Annotated in this window: 21 protein-coding genes; 9 read left to right on the top strand and 12 right to left on the bottom strand. The window is 50.9% G+C overall.

Annotation, left to right across the window (positions count from 1 at the left end):
* Positions 1-363: 363 nt before the first annotated feature.
* The 5 genes from KIH39_RS00245 to KIH39_RS00225 all read right to left on the bottom strand — a co-directional run bounded on the left by KIH39_RS00245 (position 364) and on the right by KIH39_RS00225 (position 4109).
* On the bottom strand, positions 364-750 hold the full coding sequence (locus KIH39_RS00245) for a hypothetical protein (protein ID WP_213497278.1): 387 nt from the start codon (positions 748-750) through the stop codon (positions 364-366).
* 216 nt (positions 751-966) lie between these two features.
* The gene (locus KIH39_RS00240; protein ID WP_213497277.1) at positions 967-1176 is read right to left on the bottom strand and encodes a hypothetical protein; all 210 of its coding nucleotides are present in this window, start codon (positions 1174-1176) and stop codon (positions 967-969) included.
* A gap of 70 nt (positions 1177-1246) precedes the next feature.
* Positions 1247-2161 carry a hypothetical protein gene (locus tag KIH39_RS00235; RefSeq protein WP_213497276.1) on the bottom strand — a complete coding sequence of 305 codons (915 nt, stop codon included), beginning with the start codon at positions 2159-2161 and terminating at the stop codon, positions 1247-1249.
* A gap of 137 nt (positions 2162-2298) precedes the next feature.
* Positions 2299-3561: a hypothetical protein gene (locus KIH39_RS00230; RefSeq protein WP_213497275.1), complete on the bottom strand. Its 1263-nt coding sequence runs from the start codon at positions 3559-3561 to the stop codon at positions 2299-2301.
* A gap of 2 nt (positions 3562-3563) precedes the next feature.
* Positions 3564-4109 carry a hypothetical protein gene (locus tag KIH39_RS00225; protein WP_213497274.1) on the bottom strand — a complete coding sequence of 182 codons (546 nt, stop codon included), beginning with the start codon at positions 4107-4109 and terminating at the stop codon, positions 3564-3566.
* 187 nt (positions 4110-4296) lie between these two features.
* Here KIH39_RS00225 and KIH39_RS00220 point away from each other — a divergent pair, with 187 nt between their 5' ends.
* Positions 4297-4584 (top strand): hypothetical protein, encoded by a 288-nt coding sequence (locus KIH39_RS00220; RefSeq protein ID WP_213497273.1) that lies wholly within the window; start codon positions 4297-4299, stop codon positions 4582-4584.
* Between the two features lie 178 nt (positions 4585-4762).
* Here KIH39_RS00220 and KIH39_RS00215 read toward each other — a convergent pair whose 3' ends face one another.
* From KIH39_RS00215 to KIH39_RS00200, 4 genes are all read right to left on the bottom strand, one after another.
* Positions 4763-4942, bottom strand: coding sequence for a hypothetical protein (locus KIH39_RS00215; protein WP_213497272.1), 180 nt, complete (start codon positions 4940-4942; stop codon positions 4763-4765).
* Between the two features lie 45 nt (positions 4943-4987).
* Positions 4988-5362, bottom strand: coding sequence for a hypothetical protein (locus KIH39_RS00210; RefSeq protein WP_213497271.1), 375 nt, complete (start codon positions 5360-5362; stop codon positions 4988-4990).
* Between the two features lie 336 nt (positions 5363-5698).
* On the bottom strand, positions 5699-6712 hold the full coding sequence (locus KIH39_RS00205) for a polymorphic toxin-type HINT domain-containing protein (protein ID WP_213497270.1): 1014 nt from the start codon (positions 6710-6712) through the stop codon (positions 5699-5701).
* 37 nt (positions 6713-6749) lie between these two features.
* The gene (locus KIH39_RS00200) at positions 6750-7376 is read right to left on the bottom strand and encodes a response regulator (protein ID WP_213497268.1); all 627 of its coding nucleotides are present in this window, start codon (positions 7374-7376) and stop codon (positions 6750-6752) included.
* A 459-nt stretch (positions 7377-7835) separates the two neighbouring features.
* Here KIH39_RS00200 and KIH39_RS00195 point away from each other — a divergent pair, with 459 nt between their 5' ends.
* From KIH39_RS00195 to KIH39_RS00180, 4 genes are all read left to right on the top strand, one after another.
* Positions 7836-9761, top strand: coding sequence for a TolC family protein (locus KIH39_RS00195; RefSeq protein WP_213497267.1), 1926 nt, complete (start codon positions 7836-7838; stop codon positions 9759-9761).
* Between the two features lie 135 nt (positions 9762-9896).
* Positions 9897-11009 carry an Lpg1974 family pore-forming outer membrane protein gene (locus KIH39_RS00190; protein WP_213497265.1) on the top strand — a complete coding sequence of 371 codons (1113 nt, stop codon included), beginning with the start codon at positions 9897-9899 and terminating at the stop codon, positions 11007-11009.
* Positions 11010-11378: 369 nt separating this feature from the next.
* A complete protein-coding gene (locus tag KIH39_RS00185; RefSeq protein ID WP_213497263.1) occupies positions 11379-12989 on the top strand; it encodes an efflux RND transporter periplasmic adaptor subunit in 1611 nt (536 codons plus the stop codon).
* A gap of 40 nt (positions 12990-13029) precedes the next feature.
* A complete protein-coding gene (locus tag KIH39_RS00180) occupies positions 13030-16533 on the top strand; it encodes an efflux RND transporter permease subunit (RefSeq protein WP_213497261.1) in 3504 nt (1167 codons plus the stop codon).
* A gap of 171 nt (positions 16534-16704) precedes the next feature.
* On the opposite strand, the gene KIH39_RS00175 is transcribed toward KIH39_RS00180, so the two are convergent.
* Positions 16705-17673 (bottom strand): DUF3800 domain-containing protein, encoded by a 969-nt coding sequence (locus KIH39_RS00175; protein WP_213497259.1) that lies wholly within the window; start codon positions 17671-17673, stop codon positions 16705-16707.
* Between the two features lie 438 nt (positions 17674-18111).
* On the opposite strand from KIH39_RS00175, the gene KIH39_RS00170 reads away from it, so the two are divergent.
* The 4 genes from KIH39_RS00170 (at position 18112) to KIH39_RS00155 (ending at position 22488) form a co-directional block, all read left to right on the top strand.
* The gene (locus KIH39_RS00170; RefSeq protein WP_213497257.1) at positions 18112-19170 is read left to right on the top strand and encodes a hypothetical protein; all 1059 of its coding nucleotides are present in this window, start codon (positions 18112-18114) and stop codon (positions 19168-19170) included.
* Between the two features lie 385 nt (positions 19171-19555).
* Complete coding sequence (locus KIH39_RS00165; RefSeq protein ID WP_213497256.1) at positions 19556-19849, top strand: RES domain-containing protein; 294 nt, start codon at positions 19556-19558, stop codon at positions 19847-19849.
* Positions 19850-20096: 247 nt separating this feature from the next.
* On the top strand, positions 20097-21626 hold the full coding sequence (locus tag KIH39_RS00160; RefSeq protein WP_213493945.1) for an IS1380 family transposase: 1530 nt from the start codon (positions 20097-20099) through the stop codon (positions 21624-21626).
* Between the two features lie 346 nt (positions 21627-21972).
* On the top strand, positions 21973-22488 hold the full coding sequence (locus tag KIH39_RS00155) for an antitoxin Xre/MbcA/ParS toxin-binding domain-containing protein (protein ID WP_213497253.1): 516 nt from the start codon (positions 21973-21975) through the stop codon (positions 22486-22488).
* 15 nt (positions 22489-22503) lie between these two features.
* Here KIH39_RS00155 and KIH39_RS00150 read toward each other — a convergent pair whose 3' ends face one another.
* A complete protein-coding gene (locus tag KIH39_RS00150) occupies positions 22504-22845 on the bottom strand; it encodes a hypothetical protein (protein WP_213497251.1) in 342 nt (113 codons plus the stop codon).
* A 450-nt stretch (positions 22846-23295) separates the two neighbouring features.
* The gene (locus KIH39_RS00145) at positions 23296-24669 is read right to left on the bottom strand and encodes an RCC1 domain-containing protein (protein WP_213497249.1); all 1374 of its coding nucleotides are present in this window, start codon (positions 24667-24669) and stop codon (positions 23296-23298) included.
* Between the last annotated feature and the right edge of the window lie 4 nt (positions 24670-24673).

The raw sequence follows: 24673 nt of genomic DNA, 5'->3' as shown, positions 1-24673 counted from the left end.
CATGTGATAGAGCTGTTGTCGCTTCAAATCAAGTTGGAATAAGAGGTTCTAACTAAGCTTAGGTTTTAGGCGCTTTTCAATGGACAAAGAGAGGTATTGTAAGGTCCTCTAAGTTAAAGTCCATTCGCTGCAGCAAAAGCGGCATCTGCTATTTTTTTGACTGCTCTTTCTAGTTTTTGTAAAGATCGTTCAGATACAAAATATGGACATGACCTTTCGTTGGGTCAAGCCTCGGTTTGTTGTTCTTAAATTCATCAGCGGAAATATAATAATTCTCCGCTTTTCCAACGAATGTTCCTGTCACTGGAAACCCAAAAAGTGAGCGTGTGTCTGTGTTTTCCCAAAAATTTATCCATGTACCCCTCACGTAATATTTGCCGTTTTTTGCGATTTAATTCCTAGAGGAATTGGCCCTCTCTTGAACAAAAGATCGCCGTGATCGACGAGAGCACGGCGTAAAGCAATTCGATCCATACGGCGAGCTTCCTGCTCGAGCAACACTCCCGAAGGAGATTTTCCTTCCTCCTCCATAGCTCGGTTCCGATGGATTTCAACAAGCTCTCGGAACTGATCGCGAGATTCTGTCGTGACTCTCTCCCGACTTTTCCAAAGCACCTTTGGAGTAGGACCCAGACCTCCTCTCGGTCGAGCCAAGGCATTGGCTTCCCGTCGAGCCGCCTCCACATCCTCAGCGTTCCACACTTCCGGATGGCCTTCCCAGGCAACTCTACGTTCGATTCGACTTTTCATAGATCCAATGCCCTCTTCGATCGCACCGTTATATTGTGGCCTCCTCGGCGGAGAGTACAAGCCGAACACACCTTCTCGCTGCAAAAATTCTTGGACTACTTCGGCAATAGACGGCGAACGGCAGCGCCTCGTGCCGGACTACGCCGGCCCATCGCAACACCCCGGCCTCGGCCCTCAGACCGCTCCAAAATTCCCTGGCATTCGGCAAAACACTCTTCAAAATGCCAAAATCCCTACAGCTTTAATTCGGCTACAAATGCGACCAGAATTCGATTCGGGACAAGTAGCGATGCGTTGCTCGTACTGAGCTAAAATTTGACCGAATTCCATAAAACGTTTAGCAATCCAAGCTTCCAAATCGGGAAAAACATCCTCGGGGATGCGACTGCGAAGTTCCGTTGGCAAGATTCCTTCTTGCTTCATCACACCAGTCTAATCGCTCTTTAAATTTCTGAGAAAGTGTGAACGGGTACAATCTCTAAATACAAAACGATATTTAGTGAAGCTGAGCTTTGATTTTTTCGACCAAATTACGAATCGCTTCTTTTGCATATGAATCATTTTCCTTAATTTTTAACATTTGACAAGCGGTTAAATATGAAAGCGTATTTTTTCCTTTCATTTCGAAAGCCTCCTGTGCATACTTGAACGAAATGTATATCAATTGCTTGTCGCAATAGGCTAATTTTAAGAGATAGGCGCACTCGACTAAGCAGCCGTCGTAATTTTTATCTTTGATGCATAGTTCGCACTTATACAATGCGTGTTGTTTGGCGCAAGAAAGCGATTTTGGCTCAAGTTCAACTTTTTTAAGTATGTTATATGCTTCTCCATATTTTGACGTGCGAATTTTATAGAGCGCTTCAGCTAATTTGATTTCAATAATATCTCGATGTTCAGCTGGGATTTTTCTAATCAAACTATCTGCTTCAGAAAGATGACCTGAATTAATAAGCGCGGCTATATAAGATGCATGGCCTTGTGGATAATTTTTAAAACTAATTGTAAATTTCTTCCAAAAATCTAAGGCTTCGTCTGTTTTTTGCCCTCTAAACACATTAAAATACCAATAATGAACTAATGAAGGTTGTTCTAATTTGGGATTAAGTTCAGATAGCATTTTCGTGATCTGTATTTCAGTATATTTACCTGCATGACCATAAATAATGTATGTAAATATTAGACAACGTAGAGCATAATATTTATCTTGGTCGGACACATCCGGATTGTCTAATCTTTCCTGCGCCAGATCCAGCGCTTTTTGCCAAGGGCCCAGAATGTAGTCGGCTTCTTGCGACATCTCAATGAGAAGATTGCTATTACGTTCTATAGATATCTTGGAACTATTATATGGCTTGGTAGGTGCCCAGTTAACAACACTTTTTGGATCAAGAAGCCAAGTATATGGCATCTGATCTTGAATAAAAACATTTTTTTCTAGATCAAATTGTCTCAATTTGCTTATTTGATTGAGAACGTAACTTCTGTTGGCGTCATTTGATAAAAGCTTTTCGTATAAAGGCCATCTCTGGGATGACTGTACAACATTTAGCCTTTTTTTACAATTAAAAGTGCCTTTTCTTTATTTGCCCCATAAATTTGCTCGTTATGTATCCAGTTCTCAATTAACAAAGCATCCCAAAACTCATGATAATTTGCTTTTAAACGCTCCGTCTCTAATATTTTTATTGCCAGTTCTTGTTTGCCTTCTGCGAGAGCTAGATTGTATCGAAGAATTGAGGGATAAATCGATTCCGTTGAAAACATTTCGAGTTGTTTAACCTTATCGTAAGCAATCTCGAAATATCGTGCTTTAATCAGTGCGGATATTAGGCAAATAGATTTCCTTTCAAAGTTTAAGTCTTCTTCGAAAGTAGTATGCTCCGCATTCGCTAATATTGACGACATAATTGGTTTTTGAAAAAAGATTACTGGGTCCGAAAAAAAAGAAGTTAATGAATCAAATTTATTTCGACTCGAATCTCGATCGGTTGCTACTGCAAGTGCAAGATCAAATATCATTTTATCTGAGTCGCCTGATAGCCCCCAAAATTGTGAGCGATATCGTAACGCAAAACTTTGAAGGCAATCTCCGCTTCCATCAGATAATGCACGATTAAATAATGATATAGCTTTTCTATTGTCATTGAAAACTGCATAATTTAAATAACCTTTTAAGCTTACAAGCCGTACGTCTTTATCAAACGCATTCACAGAGATAAAGTGCTTGATAAGTTTTGTATCTTTGAGTAGGCAAGAGCCAACTATTAAATTAAATAATTCACTGTCTGAAAATTGATTCCTTAATAACGCCCGGTCAACAATTTTTCTCCATTCGTTTAAGCTTGGAGGAGTCACATGAAGTTTTGCGTACTCCCTTAAATTTTCATAATTAGAATTATTTGGATCATGCTCCATTAATTTATTTGCGATTTCAAGTGCAGTTCCATAATTCGCTTCTTGAATGCAGTAATTATAATCTAATTTTAAGGCGTGAGTATACAGAGCATGGTTTTTACCGATTTCTGTTATTTCAGAGATAGAAGAGCGAACACGCGACTTGGAGACCAAATGACTTTCATATGTGTTCTCCAATTCGCGAATCCACTCTGAATTTAGTTTGATATTTAAATTAATATTTTCCTGAGGATTTAAAGGAGGAGGAGCTTTAAGGTCTTGCGCTTCAAGTGAATAACCTCCGGATGAATTCATAAACATAATGATGCTAAACAGGAAAACCATCTGCAGTTTATTGCTTCGTAAATTAATTATGCTGCCTACGACAAATTTCATATTTGCGGGAACTGTCATGCTCAAATCCTCAAGCGACAATCAATTTTGCATCTTGTTGCATGTAAATAGTACAAGTCATTGCTTGGCCACGCGTCTGTCGAGTGTACTCCGCACGTAATATTTACCGTTTTTTGCGATTTAATTACTAGAGGAATTGGCCCTCTCTTGAACAAAAGATCGCCGTGATCGACGAGAGCACGGCGTAAAGCAATTCGATCCATACGGCGAGCTTCCTGCTCGAGCAACACTCCCGAAGGAGATTTTCCTTCCTCCTCCATAGCTCGGTTCCGATGGATTTCAACAAGCTCTCGGAACTGATCGCGAGATTCTGTTGCGACTCTCTCCCGACTTTTCCAAAGCGTCTCGGGAGTAGGACCCAGACCTCCTCTCGGTCGAGCCAAGGCATTGGCTTCCCGTCGAGCCGCCTCCACATCCTCAGCGTTCCACACTTCCGGATGGCCTTCCCAGGCAGCTCTACGTTCGATTCGACTTTTCAAAGATCCTATGCCCGCTTCGATCGCACCGTTATATTGTGGCCTCCTCGGCGGAGAGTACAAGCCGAACACGCCTTCTCGCGGCAAAAATTCTTGGACCACTTCGGCAATAAACGGAGAACGGCAGCGCCTCGTGCCGGACTACGCCGGCCCATCGCAACACCCCGGTCTCGGTCATCAGACCGCTCCAAAATTCCCCGGAATTCGGCAAAACACCCTTCAAAATGCCAAAATCCCTACAGCTTTAATTCGGCTACAAATGCGACCAGAATTCGGTTCGGGACACCTACGCCGCATTCGCAACGATTTGCCCATGCCCGTCACCATCGCCACGCTGGGAGCCGATGGGCCACCTTCGAAAATGAGCGAAGGCTACTTCCGCTTCCTCTGCCCCAACTGCGGCGAAATGCGGGCTACCGTCAACCCACGCAACAACCTCGCCCACTGCTTCGACTGCCAAAAAAACTTCAACAACATCGACCTCTTGCTCACCCTCGATTACGACTTCCTCACCGCCGTCGAGCGGCTGACGGACAGTGATGTCTGAGCCTGGACGAGTTCGCAGTTGGAGTCCCTTGAAAAGAAGGGAACGCAAAGGTGAGGAGGCCCAAGCCCGGCAGGAGTCCCTTCGGAAGATTTAGCACTTCGATTTCGATGATTGGCACTTTGGCACACGACTTCTGCAACTCGCCGTAGGCAGTCGGAGTGGTCGATAAGGGTGCTGGTCACGTTGTCAGGCGATTCCCACGACGCTCCCAATCGTGCGAGCGAGGCGAGCGGAAGTGCTGGCGTTCCAAGTGGTTGGCGGGCTGATCGACACAGATACAGCCCGGCAGTGTGCGGCTGCCGGGCTTCTTCGTTCGCTCGATGCCGATCACGGGAACCGCAAGCCGAACTCCGGTCACAGCTTGCTCGGGATTAATTTTTGTACTGGGCGATCATGTATCAATCTACGGCAGTACGATAATATCCATTTCCTTCAGCATCTGGCAGCACAAGTCGAACGCTTGCGAATCTTTCGATTGAGTGCGAAGCCACTTGGCTTCCGTCGAGGAAAGTATTAGCCTCGCAGGAGGGCGATCAAGCTTTCGAGAGAAAAGTGTTGTAGAAAAATCGATCTGATCGTCGTTCATTTCATAGGCAAGTCTCCACCGATTCATAGCCAGATCGGAAGGGGCCATGATTTCATCCAGAATCAACTCCGCTCCATGCTCTTGCGTCAATTCCCAAGTGTCCGAAGCCGCCAATCGGCCACCTTTGTCCCAAAATGCAGTTGTGACACGCTGGACTCTCTCGCCGCCGTCTTCCAATTCAAGGAATGTCATCGCGGCTTGGTCGGCAAGATCTCTTTGGTAAGTGGTCGCGCCGACGAAAGCCTGATCTGCCTTCCACTCTTGGTGTTCAAGAAGTGGGTTTCTACTGCTACGGGGCGAGAAAAATACTCCCACTAAAGGACCTTCACTATACCAGTGTCCCCCCGAAAACGAGATCACGCCTTCTTGCCCATTGCCACCATTCACAACATAGTGGTTCCGAATCCACTGTCGGAATGGAGCGAACGATGTGTCTTCTGTGGTCATTACGGCGTTAATGATCCCACCAAGTATGGCTCCTCTCCATAGAGCGAACACCGAAGGGAAGTCGTCTGAATCAGTCATAATTTATGCCTTTCCGTGCCGCTTCCTGATGTTCAACTCTTGAGAGATCAGCCTGGCATTGCAGTAGCTGTTCGATCCCCCGACGACGAATGGGTTAATGTGGTCTACCTGCGCCTCATTGAGGAACCCATTCGCGTCCCGTGGTTTGCTCGGTTTCGGGAATGTCTGTGGATTGACCGGTATGGGCCGCACCAGCAAGGGAGCAGGATCAGCCGGGTCGTCAGAACGAAGCATCCCTCCGTTTCGCATTTCATTGGCGTTTAGAATCTTGACCTTCTGCCTCGGATCAAACATTCGTGAGGCTGTCACCTTAATGTCTGGGTCATCTGTATTTTCGAGTGCAGCATAGGGACCAGGAGTGCCGGTGCCGTCATCTATCCGGCAGCACGGGTCCGACGCATTATGCACCAGGATGCCTTGCTCCCCGACCCGGTAGCAGTGGTCGGCGTCCACTTCGAGGTTGAACACCGGCTCTTCGCCTCGTTCAACTAGATCAAGAACTGTTGCTGTTCCAGTCGAAGTCAACAATCGCTCTCCGACAAGCAGGTCTTTCATCGCAATCCAATCTTCCCGATCAACGCTCCAAATCGGATGCAAACGAGTAACTCCCACCAAATCGCTAGTACCTGTGATGGATAAGTCGTACACCAAGCCTCGACGATGTCTGAAGATGCCCGTGACCCGCCTTCCATGTTCTCCTTCCGTTATCGGACAAGGATCGATCGAAGCTACCTGAAACTCGCCTTCAGCACCCATCTCTGGCAGATCCAGAACGGTTCGATCACCTGCTGACGAGATTCTTTGCTCTGACATCCACTCCAGCGAACGAAGCAACCCGACCTCGAGATATTGAGATTCAGATTCTTGAGCAAGCCAAACTATTCGATGCGAAGACGGGTCAAAAATCGTATTCTGAATACACAGGCTACTTAAATATCCTGTTTCGCCCGGAAGCCAAGTTTTAACGCGATCTTGGAAGTCAATCCGCTCAATTGTGTTCGTTTGGCCATCTGCCAAAAGTACTTTAGTACTTCCAGCGAAACAATTACCGCTACTACTCGAACTTGCAGATGCCTAGACTCCGAAGCTTCAAACGCAATGTGGTTCGGGAGATCCCCAGCAATTCACTCGCCTGTAACTGATTTCCATTAACATGATTCAGCACCACCTCCAGAATTGCCCGATCTACCTCATCCGTCACGGAGCGGTAAATATTCGGTTCGCGGGCCTGCAACAGCTTCGTCGTACGAGCCATAACATCGGTAAAGCGATTGGAGAAAGAGGATAACTTCTTTTCAACAATCGGCATAGCCGACGGTCGATGAAGTTCGAGTGCGCGTTGCAGAATATCCTGTAGAAGAGCAAAATCGAGAGGTTTTACGAGATACTCGTAAGCACCTCGCTTCATGACTTCTATCGCCGTTTCCGCATCGGCCTGATTAGTAAGGAATACAACGGGAAGACGTGGGTAGAGATCTTTAATCCATTCGAAAAGATCCAGGCCTGAAACATCCTTCAATTGCACGTCGATCATAACCACGTCGGGTTGCAATCGTCTGAGGATTTCAAATGCCTCTTGACCACTTCTCACCCCGACTACATCGAGATTTTCCGATCGAAGGGCTTGCTCGATGGAATGAAGTAGCTCGGGTTCGTTATCCACGACTAGCAGTTTCGGCATAGTTTTCTCTTGGACAATGGGTTCTCGCATCCGAGCCTGACTGTTTCCCGGCCATAAAGAACAGCAAACGATCACAAGATCGCTTCCTGAAAGAATGCGTGCCGGCCATTCTTTCCCGGCAACTACGGGAGATTCATCGTGGGAATTTCACGAGTTCAATGCTTCAGGGGAACTTTTGCAATTAGCGTGCCATGCAAAAGAGGGACGTTCTCACGGGCCCTCGGCACTTCAGCCGGCATGCATCAGGAAAGGCTTATGAACGAAATCTAGCCAGTTCGTGAGCAGGAACTGCCCAAACAGAAGTTCAAAACTTTAAATAAATTTGGAAAAATCGAAAATAATGAAGCTTCCCCCCGATCTAGTCGATAAAGAACTTAACTTTTGCCCACATTCATTAGATCGGAGACAGCTCGTCTTATCGGGTTGTGCTCCGATTGTGTCTCGATGGGGGAGACAGTCATGCCAGCGCGTTGGATATTATTGCTTTGCTGCATGCTCTACAGTAGCGGTTGCCAAGCTCCTCGCATGGATTCGGTGGACCAATCTCTATCGATCTACGCTTCCAAGCCGTTCGATGTGGCTCCCACACCCGTTGCAGATCCGACTCCCAACAAACTGCCAGCCGTTCCCGATGTTCCCGCAACACCCAAAGTCAGCCTGATTTCTCAGAGTAGTGATCCGACGATCTCTGGAATTCAACAAGCCAGCTACACTCCGAACACAACGCAAACTTCCCAGCCTTCTCAAACTTTGCGAAAGTTCGAGCTGCATATTCCGGATAGCATCCCGGGAGCGGAAGCACCGCTGGTGAAATTGCCAGCCGACAAGGCGGAGCGGGATAAGGCCGTGATGAATCTCTTCCCGGAATTGAAGGCCTTGCCCGAAGAACCCCAGCCTGTGCCTGGCCCGAATGGCAAGCCCTACACGCTCAGCGATCTGCAGCAGCTGGCCGCCGCCAATAATCCGGTGCTTCGCCAAGTGGCTTCCGACGTCGAAGCGGCCAAGGGGAACTATCAGCAGGCCAGTGCTTACCCGAATCCGACCGTTGGCTACGAAGCGACTCCGAACGGCAATTTGACTTCACCCGGTGCCCAAGGCGTCTACGTCGATCAAGTGATCAAAACGGGCGGAAAATTAAAATTGCAGGCGGCCGCCGCGCAGATGGATTTGAAGAATGCGGAACTGGCCTACAAGCGGGCTCGCAGCGACCTGGCAACTCAAGTCCGCACGGCCTACTATGCCTACCTCGTGGCCCAGGAAACGGTTCGCATCAACCGCACCCTGGCGAAGTTCACCGACGAGATTTTCCGCTTGCAGGCCGAACTACTGGCGGCGGGGCAGGCGGCCAGCCACGAACCGGCCGCTCTGCGGGCTCAAGCGTTTACCATTCGATTGGCTTACAAACAATCCATTGTGAATTACGCCTATGCCTGGAAGCAACTGGTGGCGACCATTGGTCTGCCCCAACTACCTCTTAGCACCGTTGAAGGACGTATCGACCGCGCGATTCCCTATTACGATTACGACAAAATCAAAGCGATTGTGCTGAAACAGCATACCGATGTTCTCGTTGCCCGCAACACTCGAGAAAAAAGTCTCTTTCAATTGAAATCGGCCCAGGTGACGCCGGTCCCCGATGTGGAAGTCCGAGCCGATTTGCTGCATGATTTTACTCTTGCCCCGTTCAATACGTTCCACACTTTCTCGGTCAGCGTGCCCCTGCCGGTCTGGGATTTGAACAAAGGAAATATCCGAGCTGCCACCGCAGGCGTCGTCCGAGCCAGCGAAGAGCCGCATCGTGTCGAAGTCAACTTGATCAACGGTCTAGCCAGTGCGTACGCGGCCTACCAAACCAATCTGGATGCGGTCGAATATTATCGGCGCGATATTCTTCCGGATCAAGTTCGTTACTATCGGGGTGTGTTTGAACGCCGAAAGATTGATCCTAACGCTTCCTTCGGTGATATAGTCAACGCCCAGCAGAATTTGACCAGCACCGTCACCGCGTACCTGGGTGTCCTCGGCCAACTCTGGACTTCGGTTGTCAATGTGGCCGACTACCTGCAAACGGATGATCTTTACCAACTGGGAACATCCAAAGACTTGCCCGAGTTGCCCAATTTCAGCAGCGAACCTTGGTCCTGCCCGCACCCGCAGCCGGTGCCGACCGCGAGTTCAACACCCTGCGCTTCCTGCTCGACCCCGCTTTCAGCGACGAATACCAGGACAGCGGTAACCGCTTCGCAGCCGTTGGTACCTATCGTGAGTTCCACGCCTCCCCTAGCTGGGACTGTCACTCCCGCACCGGTGAGTGTTTCTCCCGCCCTTCCGAGCGCGAGAATGGATAATAGTGTGTCGCCTTCGGTGGCAGTGCCTCGACAATAGCGAGGGGAACCGATTTTTTCGATTGCGGCTGGATTGGAATCAAAATTCGTTGGCGTTGATGTACTTCACAGAATCGCCGGTATGGTCAGAAAAGGCTCGAACCGTTGGATGCGGTTGCTATTTCAGGAGCTAGACATGAATCAAACTCGTAAACCTTTACTGGCCCTTGCTCTGACGGCCCTCCTGTCCGCTCCGGCTCTGGCCCAGCCCCCCTCCAGCAACAGTACCACTTTGCCGCCGACAACCATGGCCGATTCCAGCACGATCCTTCAGGAAATGCCGAAAGTTCCGGTACTGCCTGCTTCACTATTCGCTCCCGCACCCCCAACTGGCACCGTTAGAGGTAATCTCTGGGAGGAGCCTTACTTCACAAAAGATCCGATCCTCGATCCCTCGCAGTTCTCTCAGCCGGGCTGGTTCACCAATCTGGAACTGGGCGTGATGAAACCGCACTTCAAGGATGGCCTCAACAGTCCGGTTCAAAACTCGTCTCAGCTCGCCAATGGAACCTCGACGAATGTGGCGATCCCTTCGGCTCCACTCGATTGGACACTCACGCCCAAAGTTTCCGTGGGCTATCAACTACCTGCTGGCTACGGCGATCTGATCGTCGCCTTTCGCGGCACCTCCAGTTCGGGCAACCAAAACATTCTCGGCCTGGATGGCCCGGCGTCGATTCGTAGCAGACTCAATTACAACATCATCGATCTCGACTACGCCAGTAAAGAATTTGCGTTCATTCTCTGGCCTCAGTGGGAGATGAAGTGGACGGTGGGAGCCCGCATACTCTGGCTCTATCTCGATTCGCAATTCAATCAGCCCATCAATCAGGCGGCGGCTGGCTCCGGAATCGCCTCCCTGCAGGAAACAAATAGCCTGTTTGCCGTCGGCCCCCACGCCGGGTTGGAAATGAGTCGAAAAATCGGGGATACAGGGTTCTCGGTGCTGGGCCGTCTCGACTTCACAACCGACCTGGGCAAAATCACTCAGGGTTATTCCGCCTTGTCCACCAACGGGTCGGGCGGTCCCTTACTCTGGGCTCTGAACCGATCTCACGATGGTACCGATGTCCCGATCCTTAATCTGCAGCTGGGTCTGAACTGGACCTCTCCCAGTAACCCCGGATTCAGTCTGTTTGCTGGCTACGAGTACGAATACTGGTGGAGTGTCGGCAGTCTGATTAATGGCTCCTCCCGCGGCGACCTCGCCAATCAAGGGTTTGTTCTTCAAGCCGTATTGCACTTCTAATTTGCCTCAGGGGTTGTGACCGGGACGCGCTCACAACCCTGATTTCCCGGCGACCACATTCCGCCAGCATAAAATCCTTTCATACTCATACTCGATCAAATTTACCGAGAAATAGTGGCCCTTCCGCTCACCACAGCCTTCGGCACGAAACTTGCCTTACATACTTTTCGTGAAATGCCCGCGGATTATTGATCAGTAACTTCTCACGAAGAAAGATCGGATCGTTCGCACCGGCATTCGCATTCTCTCTGATTGATTTTGACGTCTTTCGCGTTGTTCCCGATCGCCTCAGGTGCTTCCTGGGAGCGTTCTCGGAGAGACTTCGCGCAGAGATACACGCTTACTCGAGCCAACTGAATTGAGGTTCCCATGGCCGCGACACCCGCCCCCGCACCCAGCCCGGAAATCGCTCCGGCTCCCCAAAGTTCCCCTGTACTCGCTGTGGGACAGCGATTGGCCAAGGGATTCTTTTTCCTGATTCTGGTCGGCGTTGTTCTAAGCGCTTTCGCCTTCTCCTTGGGTATTCAACTCCCGAGCATTCCCCTCCATGCCCGCGAACCCAAACAGAAAGTGGAGCCGAAACAGAAACCGGAGGCAGAGCCCCCCACCACGGGAGTGTCCTTGTTCGCCGACCGGCCGCACAGCCTGGAAGTCCCCGAGGAAGTTCGCACTGTGCTGGGAATACGCAAAGGGAATAAGGAGATGATCGAGGTGGCCAAGGCCCCCACCCTGATGAAACCCCTGGTGCTGCCCGGTTCCACCGCACTCGATCCTACGCGACTGGCTCGTATTCGAGCCCGATTTGCTCCCGCCCGAGTTGTGGAAATCGGACAGGTGGCCGACATCAACCGTAAGACCGGCCAGACAGAATTTCGCGAACTTCGACCGGGCGATCACGTTCGCAAAGGCGATGTGCTCGGCGTTTTCTACAGCGTCGACGTCGGCTCCAAGAAAAACGATCTGCTGGATGCCCTGGTTCAACTCGAACTCGATCAGAAGATTCTCGACCAATCCGAAGAGCATCGCGAAGCAGTTCCCGAAGTCTTCATGCTCGGTGCGATTCGGGCCGTACAGGGCGATCGCAACGCCATCAACCGCGCACTCAACAATCTCGAAGCCTGGGACATTCCTCAAGAAGACATCGATGCCCTGCAAGCCGAAGCCAAGAAAATCAGTGCCGATAAGAACGCCTGGCTGAAGACCAAGGAAGGGCGTTGGGTCAAAGGAGAGAAGGCCGAAACAAACGCCAAAGGCGAGGTGAAGGTGAGCGAAAATCCTTGGGGCCGGGTAACGCTGCGAGCGCCCTTCGACGGCATCATCGTGGAACGCAATCTGCACGTCGATGAGATGGTCGTTGACAACACCGTGAACTTGTTCCAGGTCGCCGAAGTGAATCGGCTATTGGTGATTGCCAATGCCCCGGAAGATCAACTGCCCACACTGGAAGCTCTGAATCAGGATAGCCGCAAGTGGTCGATTCGAACCACGGGTGCGGATGCGGGAACGGGCTTACCCGGTCACATTGACGAAATCGGTTATCTGATTGATCCCAATCAGCACACGGCCGTCATCAAGGGCTATGTGGAAAATCCGGGTCTGCGACTGAGGGCCGGACAATATGTCTCGGCGACAGTGCCAGTGTCGCCCCCGGCCGACGTTGTGGAGATTCCTATCGATGCCCTGATCGACGATGGAAATCAAAGCGTGGTCTTCGTTCAGATGGACCCATCCAAACCGATCTACACCATGCGGCGGGTGCAGGTGACGCACCGCTATGAGAAAACCGTTTTTGTCCGCAGCAAGCCATTTCCTAAAGACGAACAACTGACCGAAAAAGAGGCCGAGGATGGCCTGCTGCCCCGCGAAGAACTTAAACCGGGCGAGCGAGTCGTTTACGCGGGTACCGGCGAATTGAAATCGACTCTGATCAAGCTGGAATCGCAGGCGAAAAAGGATACCAAGGAAGCGGCAAAGCCTTAACCCTCGATCGGGCAAAGCCAGTTAATCCGGAACTCAAAACATGATTCGCAAGCTGATCGCCTGGTCTCTGGAAAATCCCATCATTGTGATTTTGCTGGCGTTCGCCTTCGCCGGCATCGGGGTCTATTCCTACCTCAATGTCAACGTCGAGGCGTATCCCGACCCGGCCCCTGCCATCGTCGAAGTTTACGCCCAGTTTCCTGGCGCCTCGGCAGAAGAAGTCGAACGGCAGGTCACGATTCCCCTTGAGGTGACCTTCGCCGGGATGCCGGGACTGAAGTTCATTCACAGCAAGTCGCTGTTCGGCCTCAGCGACTTGAAAATGAACTGGAACTACGGATCCCAGTGGACTTACGAAGCCGCCCGCCAGGAAGTCATCAATCGTATCGCCACAATCTCGCAACCGCTCCCTCCCGGCGTGCAACCAACTATCTCTCCCGAGTCCCCCACGGGTGAAATCTATCGTTATGTTTTAACATCTCCCAAGAACTCTGCCGGCAATCCGATCTACACACTCAACGACTTGAAAGCGATGGAAGACTGGACGATGGAACGGGAGTTCCGGGCCGTGCCGCGCGTCGTCGATCTCACCAGTTATGGCGGAACGATCCGACGCTACGAGGTACAAGCCGATCCCGATCGGTTACGCCGTTATGGCATTACTCTGTCCCAATTGCAAAATGCAATTCAAAATAGCAACGCCACCGTCGGTGGCGATTACGTCAATCAGGGCCAAGTGGCACTGACCGTTCGTAGCGTCGGGTTATTCGGTGGCGGCATGGACCCGGTGAATAAAGTCCTCGGACTTAAAGATCCCAATCAGGCCGCGGCCATTCTCCGAAACGAGGAGTATCGCCGGATTTGCGATATCCGCTCCTTGGTGGTTGCCTCGGTCAACAATCAGCCAGTGCGCGTGGAAGATCTGGTGGTCGGCGGCCGAGTTTCCCCAGGCCTAATTGGTTTACAAGGAGTGGTCGTCAGTAATCAAACCCGGCTCGGCCAGATGGGTTACTGGAAGGCCGACCGCAAACGAGAACCGGGCTCCGAAGAAACGCTTCTGGAGGTCGGACACGACGAACCCGACATGGTGCAGTGCATCGTGCTGATGCGCAAAGGGGAACAAACACTCCCCGCACTGAAAGATGTAAAAAAGAAGGTCGAGGAGATCAATGATCCAGAATCCGGCCGACGGCTACCGGGTGTTTTCATTGAGCCCTACTACGACCGCACCGATCTCTTGAGCGTCACCACCGAAACGGTCAGCGAAAATATGATCATGGGGGTGTTGCTGGTCGTCGTCATCCTCTTCATGTTCGTCAGCAACATCAAAACGGCCCTGATAGTTGCCGTCAACATTCCGCTGGCACTGCTGTTCGCTTTCTCGATGCTCTTTCTGCGTGACAAATCGGCCAACCTGCTCTCGATCGGTGCGGTCGATTTCGGCATCATCGTCGATTCTTCCGTCATCATGGTCGAGAACATCTACCGCAACCTGGCCTCGGGAAATTATCCCGATCTGCCGATCAAGGATCGCATTCTCAAGTTCGTCACCGAAATCGATAACGCGCTGCTCTTCTCCACATTAATCATGGTCTGCGCGTTCGTGCCACTGTTCACCATGTCCGGTGCGGAGGGAGAACTCTTCCGACCCATGGCCCAGACCTACGCGTTTTCGCTGGCCGGAGCCTTGCTTCTGACGCTCACTCTCACGCCCGTACTCTGCATGATCTTCTTCAAGAACTTGAAGCCGGTCCGCGAAAACTTCCTGGTGCGCTTCCTGAAAGCCCGCTATATCTTCCAGCTCAAGCTCTGCCTGAAATATCGCTGGATGACCCTATTTTTGATGACTTCACTGATTGTCTACACGGCCACACTCATTCCCCATCTCGGCCACGAATTCATGCCCGAATTGGAGGAAGGCAATCTCTGGATTCGCAGCACCGGTCCCCTCAATCAGACCCTGGAACGCAACATCCAGATCGCCAAACAAGCCCGTCTGATCATCGCTTCCTATCCCGAAGTCGAATCGATCGTTACTCAGTCCGGCCGGCCCGACGATGGCACCGATATCGAGGGCTACGAAAACACCGAATACTTCGTGCCGATGCGGCCGCGCAAAGACTGGCCCAAAATCATCGAAGAAACCTCGACCTGGAAAACGATCCTTTACGGTCCAATGCGAGCCCGCACCAAGGACGAAGTCATCAGGAGCATGAACGAGGAATTCTCTCGCAAGATCCCCGGCGTGGTCTGGAATTTCTCGCAGAATATTCGCGACAACGTGATGGAGGCCCTCTCCGGTTTCAAAGGAGATAACTCGGTCAAGATCATCGGACCCGATATCGTGCAGTTGGAATCTCTAGCTGAGAAAGTCAAAAACGTGCTGCGGGATATTCCTGGAATGGAAGATGTCGGCGTCATTCACGAAATGGGCCAGTCGCACCTGGAGTTCCGAGTCGATCCCGAAAAGTGTCAGCGTTGGGGCGTCATGACGGCGGACGTCAACAATGTCGTCAGCAGTGCTCTCGGCGCCAAAGCGATGTCGAGCATGGTCGAAGGAGAAAAACTGTTCGACATCTCGATTCGCTGGCCGTTAAATCTGCGCAACAACGAATCATCAATCCTGGATATCCCCGTCGATATCGTGAACAATCAGGTGGTTCTGCCGCAGGGTTCCAGCTTCACGCCCAGCGCTTCCGGCCATGCGTTACCGCCCCCGTCAGTCACCGGCAGCCTCGCTAACACGGCCAACCCACTAAGCAATTCCCCTCGTTTGCGGCTGCGGGAGTTAGTGTCACCGGTCGGCCCGGACGGTGCTCCCGATCCGAACGGACAATTCGAGCGAGCCGGAGCTGCGGCCATCTTCCGCGAACAAGGCAAACGACTCATCGCAATTAAATTCAGCGTTCGCGGCCGGGACCTGGGAAGCGTGGTCGAGGAAGCTCAACAAAAAACCAAGGATCTGATTCAGTCTCCGTATCGGATGGTATGGGCCGGTGAATTCGAGCAGATGGAAGACGCTCAAAGACGGCTCTTGTGGATTGTACCTTTCTCCTTGATTTTGATTTTCATCTTCCTTTACATGGCGTTCCGTTCGTTCCTGGATGCGATTGTGATTTTCTCCAACGTTTTCGATGTGGCCGTGGGGGGCATCTGGGCTCTGTATCTCACCGGTACTACTTTCAGCGTGTCGGCGGCGGTCGGTTTTATCTCGCTGTTTGGGATTGCGATCATGGAAGGCCTATTGATGATCTCTTACTTCAATGCGTTGCGCTTGCAGGGCCTACCCTTGCAGGAGGCGATTGTACAAGGGGCCGGGAAGCGGGTGCGACCGGTGATGATTACCGCCATGACGGCCATTTTGGGATTACTCCCCGCCGCTCTGTCGACGAAGATCGGCGCTCAGACGGCCAAACCGCTGGCGATTGTGGTGGTGGGCGGCATGATACTCACGCTTTTCGTGGATCGCTACTTAATGCCAGTTCTATACACGTTTTATGGTAACCGCGCGCCGAATAAGTACGCGGGAGGCTTGGCGCATTAAGGGGTTGAAATGGGCACAACTGATTATTGCTTGGCTAAGAGTTCCAGGATCGCTTAAAGGGGCGATATTGGACCCAGAAAACTTATAGACCGTCTATATTTTTCTTGGCGATTTATTTTGCTAAACTGGGAACGACCTTCGCTTTCTACTCCCGCTCAAAAGCGGCTGCTATTAGCTAACTCCGTGTTCTAAAGGTCCGTGGCCACGTTCATGACAAATAAGACAGTCACAGGATTTCGCAGGTATGTAATGTCGAATTCCATGAAGTTTTCCAGAAGGGTCTCTGTCAAAAAACTTGAATAGCTTCAGGAATCGGGCTTCTTCCCGGCTGCCCGACAACCCACCTTTATCCAAATATCGGCGAACTACTGCTGCAACAACATCGGCCAGCTGAAGTGCACTCACTTGATGACTTTCCGCGAAGAATGGAACATCGATTACCTTGGTCAATTTCCCGAAGGGATGCCCACGTTTTCTAAAATCCAAAAACAAGTTGTGAATCGTCTGTTCGGTTGCGCCGTCGTTGTCCAAAATCAACATACCAAAATGCGTGTAAGCTTCACCTGCATATCGACCCTCCCAAACTGCTCTGTTATCCAGAAACTTGTCAAATCGAGTTACTACCTGAGTGAAAGCCCCTTTCACTGGATCTAACGAACCGCTCATGAAGGAGGGATGCGATTTGCTTATTGCGTCCGAAAACAATTTGATGTCGAGACCGCTGATCAATTCCAGCACTTCATCTAGAAGTTTCGTTCGCTCAGTCCTGCTCAAATGAATGTAGGGGTCCGTTTGCTTGTATCGTTTGATTCGCTTTAGTTTTTGCTCTAGCTTGGGTTCGCGGGCAATCTTGATGCGTTGCAGTTCGAGCACCTTCTCGCGCCGCACCTCGTAGGACAGCTTCTCGAAATCAGAAATCTCATTTTGCTCTTTAATATCGCAATCGAATTGCTTTACGTGAATCTCAAATTCACTGATGTCCTGACTCGAATACAGGTAACGCTTTTTGATTAAACCGAGAGAGGAATCGGCCTTGTACCAATCCGATTCTTTCAGCCCGAGACCGACCAAAACGTAGTGTTTGGTGTTCTGGTCGGAAGCTTGCGGAGTTCCAGAAGCATCAAGATATAAGAGGAACATAGGCGAAATAAGGGAGACCCGGTAGGGCTTTCGCCCTACGTACTAAAAAGTACCCCCAGGTCATATAATTTATATCTTAGCTTGGCACTGGATTCAGTCAACAGAAAAGTTAATTCGTTTTTAGCTCCCATGCATAAAATCGAATAAAAAAAAGTTCCGCGAAGTGTCCGAGCGAATCCGCAGCTGCTCAAAGCATCTTGCTTTATCGCAAGACCGATCCCAGAAGTAATCTCTGTCAATTCCGCCTCCGATTGGAAACGGGGCCGGAGTTATCCAGTCGACTCTCCGGCAAAAAGAATTGCTTCGCGGGAGGTTTCAGGAACTGCCAGGCACTCACCGCCCAATCAGCGAAGCGAGCAAGTTGGCTCAATCAGAAAGCCTATATACAACCTCTTTAGTATTCCCTCTTTCTTTAAGCCCCTGACGAAAGATCAATTTATGCGACTGGCATGTCTTCTCTTTGTGGCTTTCGCACAAACGATTGTTTATGCCGCGGATCCTCCGGGGGTGACCATCGACAAGGCTCGATTGGAACGGCTCAAAGCCACCACAATGCCGAAGTTTGATAAGCCGATTCAGTTCGACACGCCGGAGGCCGACGCGATCCTCGCCGCACTGGAAGTATTTCCGCCGGACAATCCCTGGAACATACCCGTCGATACTTGGCCTGTGGCCTCTAACTCGGCGAAGATGATCGCGGCCATTGGGGGAAACAAACCCCTGCGCTACAGCCCGGATATGGGCTTCGTTCTAGTCCCGCCCGATCAAAAAAAGATCGATGTCAAATTGAGCGCTTACGGCGAGGAATCGGATAAAGGCCCCTATCCCGTTCCCGATAACGTAACGATCGAGGGCTGGCCCGCGCATTTCAAACGTGGAGATTCGGCCTTGAGAGCCTTGACACTGGAAGATGTTCAGCGAGGCAAGCCAAACCTGGATAGTGACCGGCATGGCATCGTCGTCGATCCCGTCAATCGCAAGCTCTACGAATTCTACCGGCTGACGAAAACGAACCAGGGTTGGACGGCCGAGCAGGCGTCGATTTTCGACCTCTCCACAAATAAACTTCGGCCCGATGGTTGGACGAGTTCGGACGCCGCCGGGTTGCCGATTTTTCCTTCGGTCGTGCGCTATGACGAACTCAAACGGGGCAAGATCGAACACGCCCTGCGGGCGACGTTTCAGAATACCCGGCGTGCTTATGTTTATCCCGCCACGCATTTCGCCAGTCAAAAGACGAATGAAAACCTTCCGCGCATGGGCGAGCGTTTCCGACTGCGCAAGGACTTCGACACATCGAAATTTTCAACTGAGACAAAGATTATCCTGGAAGCTTTGAAACGTTATGGGATGCTCAATGCGGACAATGGCATCGACTGGGCGATCTCGGTGGCCCCGGACGAACGGATCCCGATTCTCCATGAAGAATTGCGAAAAATTAAGGGCTCGGACTTTGAAGTCGTGACGCCGCCGAGGGGCTACGTGCCGCCGAAGTAAGGAGGCTGAGGGCAGGAAGAAGTTGAGAAGATCAGAATTGAATGCAACTATAAATAACCCGAGACAACATATCATCGGACCTCGGAACGAAAGAATGAGATAGTTCCGTATTCCGATTCAAGGAAGGTTTCGCAAGCGAAATTCCTCTCATAAGGGATACTCCATTCCCTGCCGTAGGTTAAAGCTATCTCTCCCCCTCTTTCCCGTTGCCGTAAAATGTTCGAGAAGTCCAGTAGTGTTAGGAGTACTCGGATATGTCCGCGGAACTAATCGCAACTTGTTACATGTAACCCAATTCGATTTGTTATATAGCCCAATGAAGCAAAAAGCCCATCCCCGGTACCGAGAAATTAGCCGATGGCTCAAACGGCATCGAAAAGACTCCATGAGTTTGAATTCGGAATTCTTCAGAGTCGTCGGACCGCGGTATACCACTCCGAAAGAAATCCTGTCGGGCATGGGCTCATATCTGGGTGGTGGACGCTGGAATCCGCTCCAAGTCATGAAGGTCCTGTACCTGAGTGCAGATCCCATTACGGCGATGCATGAGGCAAAAGAGAACTATCGCTACTACAAACTACGATTAGCACAAGAAATGCCCAAAGTCACTGTGGCTATAAAAGTGAAAGTCGAATCCATTCTGAATCTTGCAAACTTAGATCTCACCGACATACTTTAAGGCTCCCTATCGTTATTGATGATTGAAGATTGGCGTGCGATAATGGCCCGAGGAGACGAATCGACTACTCAAGCTATTGGTCGGGCCGCTTTCGAAATCGGCTTCGAAGGGTTACTAGGCCTTAAACCAGCGTAGTTTTTTGGAGAATTGTTTCGATTTATCGAAGAAAGCTCGAAATCCTTTTTGTTTTCTGCGGTTTGTGTAAGTAACCGCTTAACAAATCGACAGTCGCAAAAAGGAGTTTCGAGTGAATGTTATTTTCGGACGTTGGTTTCAAAAATGCAAGAGTCGAATCGAACGTCGCCTGGCTAAGCGAGAGGCCGCGATGACCTTCGCTCCTTCTTTCGACGCCTCCAACATTCATTACGAAGTCTCCGAACGCGTGGGGGCGATCAGTTGCGGAGGCCTCGGGGCCATGCACCTTCTGGCCCGGCGTATCGGACTGATCGACGACATCGACGAGAAGCTGCATCTGCTCCAATTTCAAAGGCCTTACTCGGAATCGGACCACGTGTTGGCCATCGCTTACAATTCCCTTTGCGGGGGTACCTGCCTGCAAGACATGGAACTGCGTCGCACGGACGAAAACTTTCTCAACGCCTTGGGCACTCAGCGTTTTCCCGACCCGACTACTTCGGGCGACTTTTGTCGACGCTTCGATAGTGGCAGCATCCAGGCTTTGATCGACGCTTTCAACCAGACCCGTTTACGCGTCTGGTCGAAGCAACCCGATTCCTTTTGGGAATGCGCGAAGATCGACGCCGACGGCAGCTTTACCCAAACGCGTGGCGAGCGTAAAGCGGGGATGGACATCAACTATAACAGAGACTGGTGTTACCACCCCCTGGCGGTGACCCTGGCCAACACCGGTGAGACGCTGAGCATCGTCAACCGTCCCGGCAATCGCCCTTCGCACGAAGGGGCCGCGGTCGAACTCGACCGGGCTCTTTTGCTGTGCCTTCAAGCGGGCTTTCGCAGGATCGTCTTTCGCGGCGACACCGATTTCTCGCAGACCACTCGCCTCGACGGCTGGGATGCCAACGCCAAGGTACGCTTTTATTTCGGCTACGATTCGAAGCAAAACCTCGAAGCAATCGCGGAAAAACTGCCGGAAGCGGCTTGGCACAAGCTCGAGCGTCCCGCGCAATACTCGGCGAAAGCGAAGTTGCGACACCGACGGGAAAACACCAAGGAGCGGATCGTCCAAGAGCGGGAATTCGTAAATGTGAAGTTGATCTCCGAAGCGGTGGCCGAGTTCGAGTACCAACCGACCGCTTGCCGAAGGGCGTATCGCCTGGTGGTGATTCGCAAGAATCTTTCCGTGGAAAAAGGCGAATCCGTTCTGTATCCGGACGAACGCTATTTCTTCTACATCACCAACGACCGGGAGTGCACGGCCGCCGAAGTCGTCTACGAAGCCAACGATCGCTGCAATCAGGAAAATCTGATAGCGCAGCTCAAGGGCGGTTGCCGGGCCTTGCACGCGCCGCTGCACGATCTGGAAAGCAATTGGGCGTACATGGTGATGGCCTCCCTGGCCTGGAACTTGAAAGCCTGGTGGGCCTTGACGTTGCCGGAAACTCCCGGTCGCTGGCGGGAAAAGCATCGGGACCAGAAGCAGTCGGTTTTGAAAATGGAATTCAAAACCTTCCTCAATGCTTTCATGCTTCTGCCTTGTCAGATCGTCCGGAAGGCCGGCCGCATCGTCTATCGATTGCTCGGCTGGAACCCGCACTTGCCGATCTTCTTCCGACTACTGAAAGCACTGAGGTGCTGATCGTTCGACCGACTGAAGTCGGGATCCGGATGTCCCGATCCGATAAAACGCCGAGAGCTATTCGCGGAAAGGAAGAATGTTTGAAAAATAGAAGTATGCGTTCGGCCGAGCGAAAAGCTCCGGCGCGGAGGACTCATCGAACTATCTCGCTAAAACTCCCCACGGAATTGGCATCAAAAACTTCGCTTGTTTAAGGACTAGTAGCTTCCAAGCCAGATCCAAACGGGCAGAATCTCCTTATTTTTCCAGAAAATTTGTCGTCGGAATCTCGATTGAAGGTACTAAATCCAAGGCTACTCGACAAACTTGGCAAAAAGGGATAAAATCAGCTGACATGCAAATTTGCATGTCAGCTCATACGACCTTTTCATCTGCGATGAAGAAGGATTATTCGATGCGACCCAATACTCAAAAACCTCTTCGACTGATACGAGGCAAAATAAATGGGATAATGAGAACACGTAGCGAAAAACCAAATGCCCAAGTATCAAAAGGGACGAAAGTTAAACCCCCGGAAGAAGCGCTTGTCGTGAAAAGCCCAAAGATTGCAGTGACAAAGATTCGAGAGAAAATTGGTGTTTCTCAAGTAGATTTTGCCCGTATTACAGGTTATTCTGTGAGGTCGATTGCAGGTTGGGAGTCTGGAAAACAAGTCAGCGATGCTGCCCGTCAGAAGTTAATCGAAACCGACCGCCTGCGAGCTGCGTTGAGCGAAATCGTCCCCGCCGAAAAACTGGCGAACTGGCTTCTCGAACCCAACCCAGCTTTCGAAGGCCAGACGCCCATTCAGATTATCGAACGGGGCGAAGCCGATCGAATCTGGCGGATGATCCACCAGATCGAAGACAGCGTGGCCAGCTAAACGAGTGCTGGCTCCTCACCCATCCCGATACCCTTTCCCGTACTTTCGTTCCAGCATCTCCATCATCTCGCGGTGCCCCTTCTCCACTCGCGCGGCCTCCTCCGGACTGAGATAAAAAGGACTCCTCGGCTTCTTCTGATCCTCCAACTCCTGCACGCAGGCCGCATGATATTTCATCTTCTCTTCCAGTTCCCGCTGGATCGCTTGGCCCTGTTCATCCAAGGTCCCTCCCTCTTCCAAATGTTTCTGGCCGCCTTTCCAATTGAAGTAGTCCATTTTAAGTTGGCTCTCCGGTGTGTATTGCGCACGGGTCGTCAGCGGAAAACGCTCGGGATTCAGGTACTCGGCCAGGTTCATCGTGGGGCTCCTTCGAAGGCGATAGATAGAAAGGTTTTTGTGGGCATCCAAACAGACCGCGCGAAGGCGGTACGGAAATTTTGATTGCAACTAGCGTCGGATTATCGGGCGTGCCTGAAAGGGGTGCACTATCGATGGGAGAGGTTAAGCCATAAAGGGGCTTACGGCAACAGGTTAGAACGAGAGGCCTCGCCCGGATTCGAACCGGGGAGTGACGGTTTTGCAAAATGTACTCAGCCATTTTCGATCCTTGGAAAATGCGTGTTTTCCGAGGATTTTGATAGTTCGTTCTAACCCATCATGACCCGTTTCGTGGGTATTTGGGTATCGATTTGGGTATGAGTTTGCGCCATTTTTCGGCGGCCGTCAAGATCGATGCAGTTCAAATGGAATTCGAGTAATTTATTCGGGCAGTTTACTCGCTACGAATTTCAGAAAATATTTTCTCACTCAGGTTGCTGAGAGTGACTTCTTGCGATTTGAATATCCGAGCAGAGAGATAAGAGCCAAAGCTGCGACTCCGAGAATGAAACCAGGTTCTGGAACGGGTGAAACGATTCCCAAAGTCTGGAAACCATCTATCGAGCCGGTGACCATTGCCCAATGATCCCCCGAAGGAGCAAATATTTCTTGAGGGGTGCTGTACGAAAATCCGAATCCATTTCCTAATTCTCCGTCAGTATTGTAACCCCAAGCAAATAACCTGCCGGTATCAGTAATGGCATAACTACTGCTCGCCCCGCAAGCTATTGAAGTAATCGTCAATCCACTGAGTCCCGTAACTGCCACAGGCGTCAGGCTTGGATTCGTAGTTCCGTTTCCAAGCTGTCCCAGGCCGTTAGAACCCCAGGCGTAAACATGCCCATTCTGTATTGCTAGGCTGTGGTTTTCACCAGCAGCGACCGCAGTCACGCCCGTTGTTAAGCCACTTACAGCGACGGGCGTCGAGCGATTTGTGGTAGTTCCATCGCCGAGTTGCCCATAGATGTTATATCCCCAAGCCAAAGCCTGCCCATTCTGTACGGCCAGGCTGAATCCGTTCCCGGCCGAAATGGAAGTAATACCGATGTTTAATCCACCAATGGCCACAGGCGTCGTTCGAGTTGTGGTAGTTCCATCCCCCAATTGCCCATATGTGTTTGATCCCCAAGCATACACTTGGCCATTCTGAATCGCTAAGGCGTGGCCTGCTCCCGCAGCGATTGCGGTCACGCCACTTGTCAGGACACTGACTGCCACGGGCGCATTTGAAGAGTTAGTGCCACCATTCCCTAACTGCCCAACGTTCCCGTGACCCCAGGAATAGACTTTTCCATTTTGAATTGCCAAACTAAAGGAGTCACCTGCAGCTATCGCAGTAACTCCAGTGGCTAAGCTCGTAATCGCAGTAGGAGTAGTCACATTGGTTGCGTTCGATCCGATCCCGAGTTGACCGTAGAGGTTGTAACCCCAAGCATAGACCTGGCCGTTGATTAGAGCCAGACAGTGAGATGACCCGGTTGCAATTCCGGTCGCTCCACTAGGAAGACCTGGAACAATCGCGGGGTATCCGGAGTTGGTTCCGATTGAGCCATTTCCCAACTGGCCTTCTGTGTCATCGCCCCACGAAGCGACATATTGAGCTTGGGCAGAAGTCGGCAGTAAAATGAGTGTTAAAGTCCAAGCAAATAAAATTCTAGGCATATTAAAGTTCCGATCAAAATTTATGTGTGAGGATAAAGTTATTGAGGGAATACGAAATGGACACGAAATGATGGCAATCTGATGGTTTTTAATCATTTGTGAAAGCAGAAAATACCGTGAATAAGAAATAAACAAAGGCATATTT

Source organism: Telmatocola sphagniphila, assembly GCF_018398935.1.
Lineage (GTDB): Bacteria > Planctomycetota > Planctomycetia > Gemmatales > Gemmataceae > Telmatocola > Telmatocola sphagniphila.
Note: the sequence above shows the minus strand (reverse complement) of the source record. Positions and strands in the feature narration are given on the sequence as shown.

Coding starts and splice junctions, on each gene's coding strand:
- KIH39_RS00185 (WP_213497263.1), top strand. CDS start 11,379: ATGGCCGCGACACCCGCCCCCGCACCCAGCCCGGAAATCGCTCCGGCT.
- KIH39_RS00245 (WP_213497278.1), bottom strand. CDS start 750: ATGAAAAGTCGAATCGAACGTAGAGTTGCCTGGGAAGGCCATCCGGAA.
- KIH39_RS00175 (WP_213497259.1), bottom strand. CDS start 17,673: ATGTTCCTCTTATATCTTGATGCTTCTGGAACTCCGCAAGCTTCCGAC.
- KIH39_RS00235 (WP_213497276.1), bottom strand. CDS start 2,161: ATGCCATATACTTGGCTTCTTGATCCAAAAAGTGTTGTTAACTGGGCA.
- KIH39_RS00230 (WP_213497275.1), bottom strand. CDS start 3,561: ATGACAGTTCCCGCAAATATGAAATTTGTCGTAGGCAGCATAATTAAT.
- KIH39_RS00190 (WP_213497265.1), top strand. CDS start 9,897: ATGAATCAAACTCGTAAACCTTTACTGGCCCTTGCTCTGACGGCCCTC.
- KIH39_RS00170 (WP_213497257.1), top strand. CDS start 18,112: ATGCGACTGGCATGTCTTCTCTTTGTGGCTTTCGCACAAACGATTGTT.
- KIH39_RS00145 (WP_213497249.1), bottom strand. CDS start 24,669: ATGCCTTTGTTTATTTCTTATTCACGGTATTTTCTGCTTTCACAAATG.
- KIH39_RS00180 (WP_213497261.1), top strand. CDS start 13,030: ATGATTCGCAAGCTGATCGCCTGGTCTCTGGAAAATCCCATCATTGTG.
- KIH39_RS00220 (WP_213497273.1), top strand. CDS start 4,297: ATGCGACCAGAATTCGGTTCGGGACACCTACGCCGCATTCGCAACGAT.
- KIH39_RS00200 (WP_213497268.1), bottom strand. CDS start 7,376: ATGCCGAAACTGCTAGTCGTGGATAACGAACCCGAGCTACTTCATTCC.
- KIH39_RS00165 (WP_213497256.1), top strand. CDS start 19,556: ATGAGTTTGAATTCGGAATTCTTCAGAGTCGTCGGACCGCGGTATACC.
- KIH39_RS00210 (WP_213497271.1), bottom strand. CDS start 5,362: ATGACATTCCTTGAATTGGAAGACGGCGGCGAGAGAGTCCAGCGTGTC.
- KIH39_RS00155 (WP_213497253.1), top strand. CDS start 21,973: ATGTCAGCTCATACGACCTTTTCATCTGCGATGAAGAAGGATTATTCG.
- KIH39_RS00150 (WP_213497251.1), bottom strand. CDS start 22,845: ATGAACCTGGCCGAGTACCTGAATCCCGAGCGTTTTCCGCTGACGACC.
- KIH39_RS00195 (WP_213497267.1), top strand. CDS start 7,836: ATGCCAGCGCGTTGGATATTATTGCTTTGCTGCATGCTCTACAGTAGC.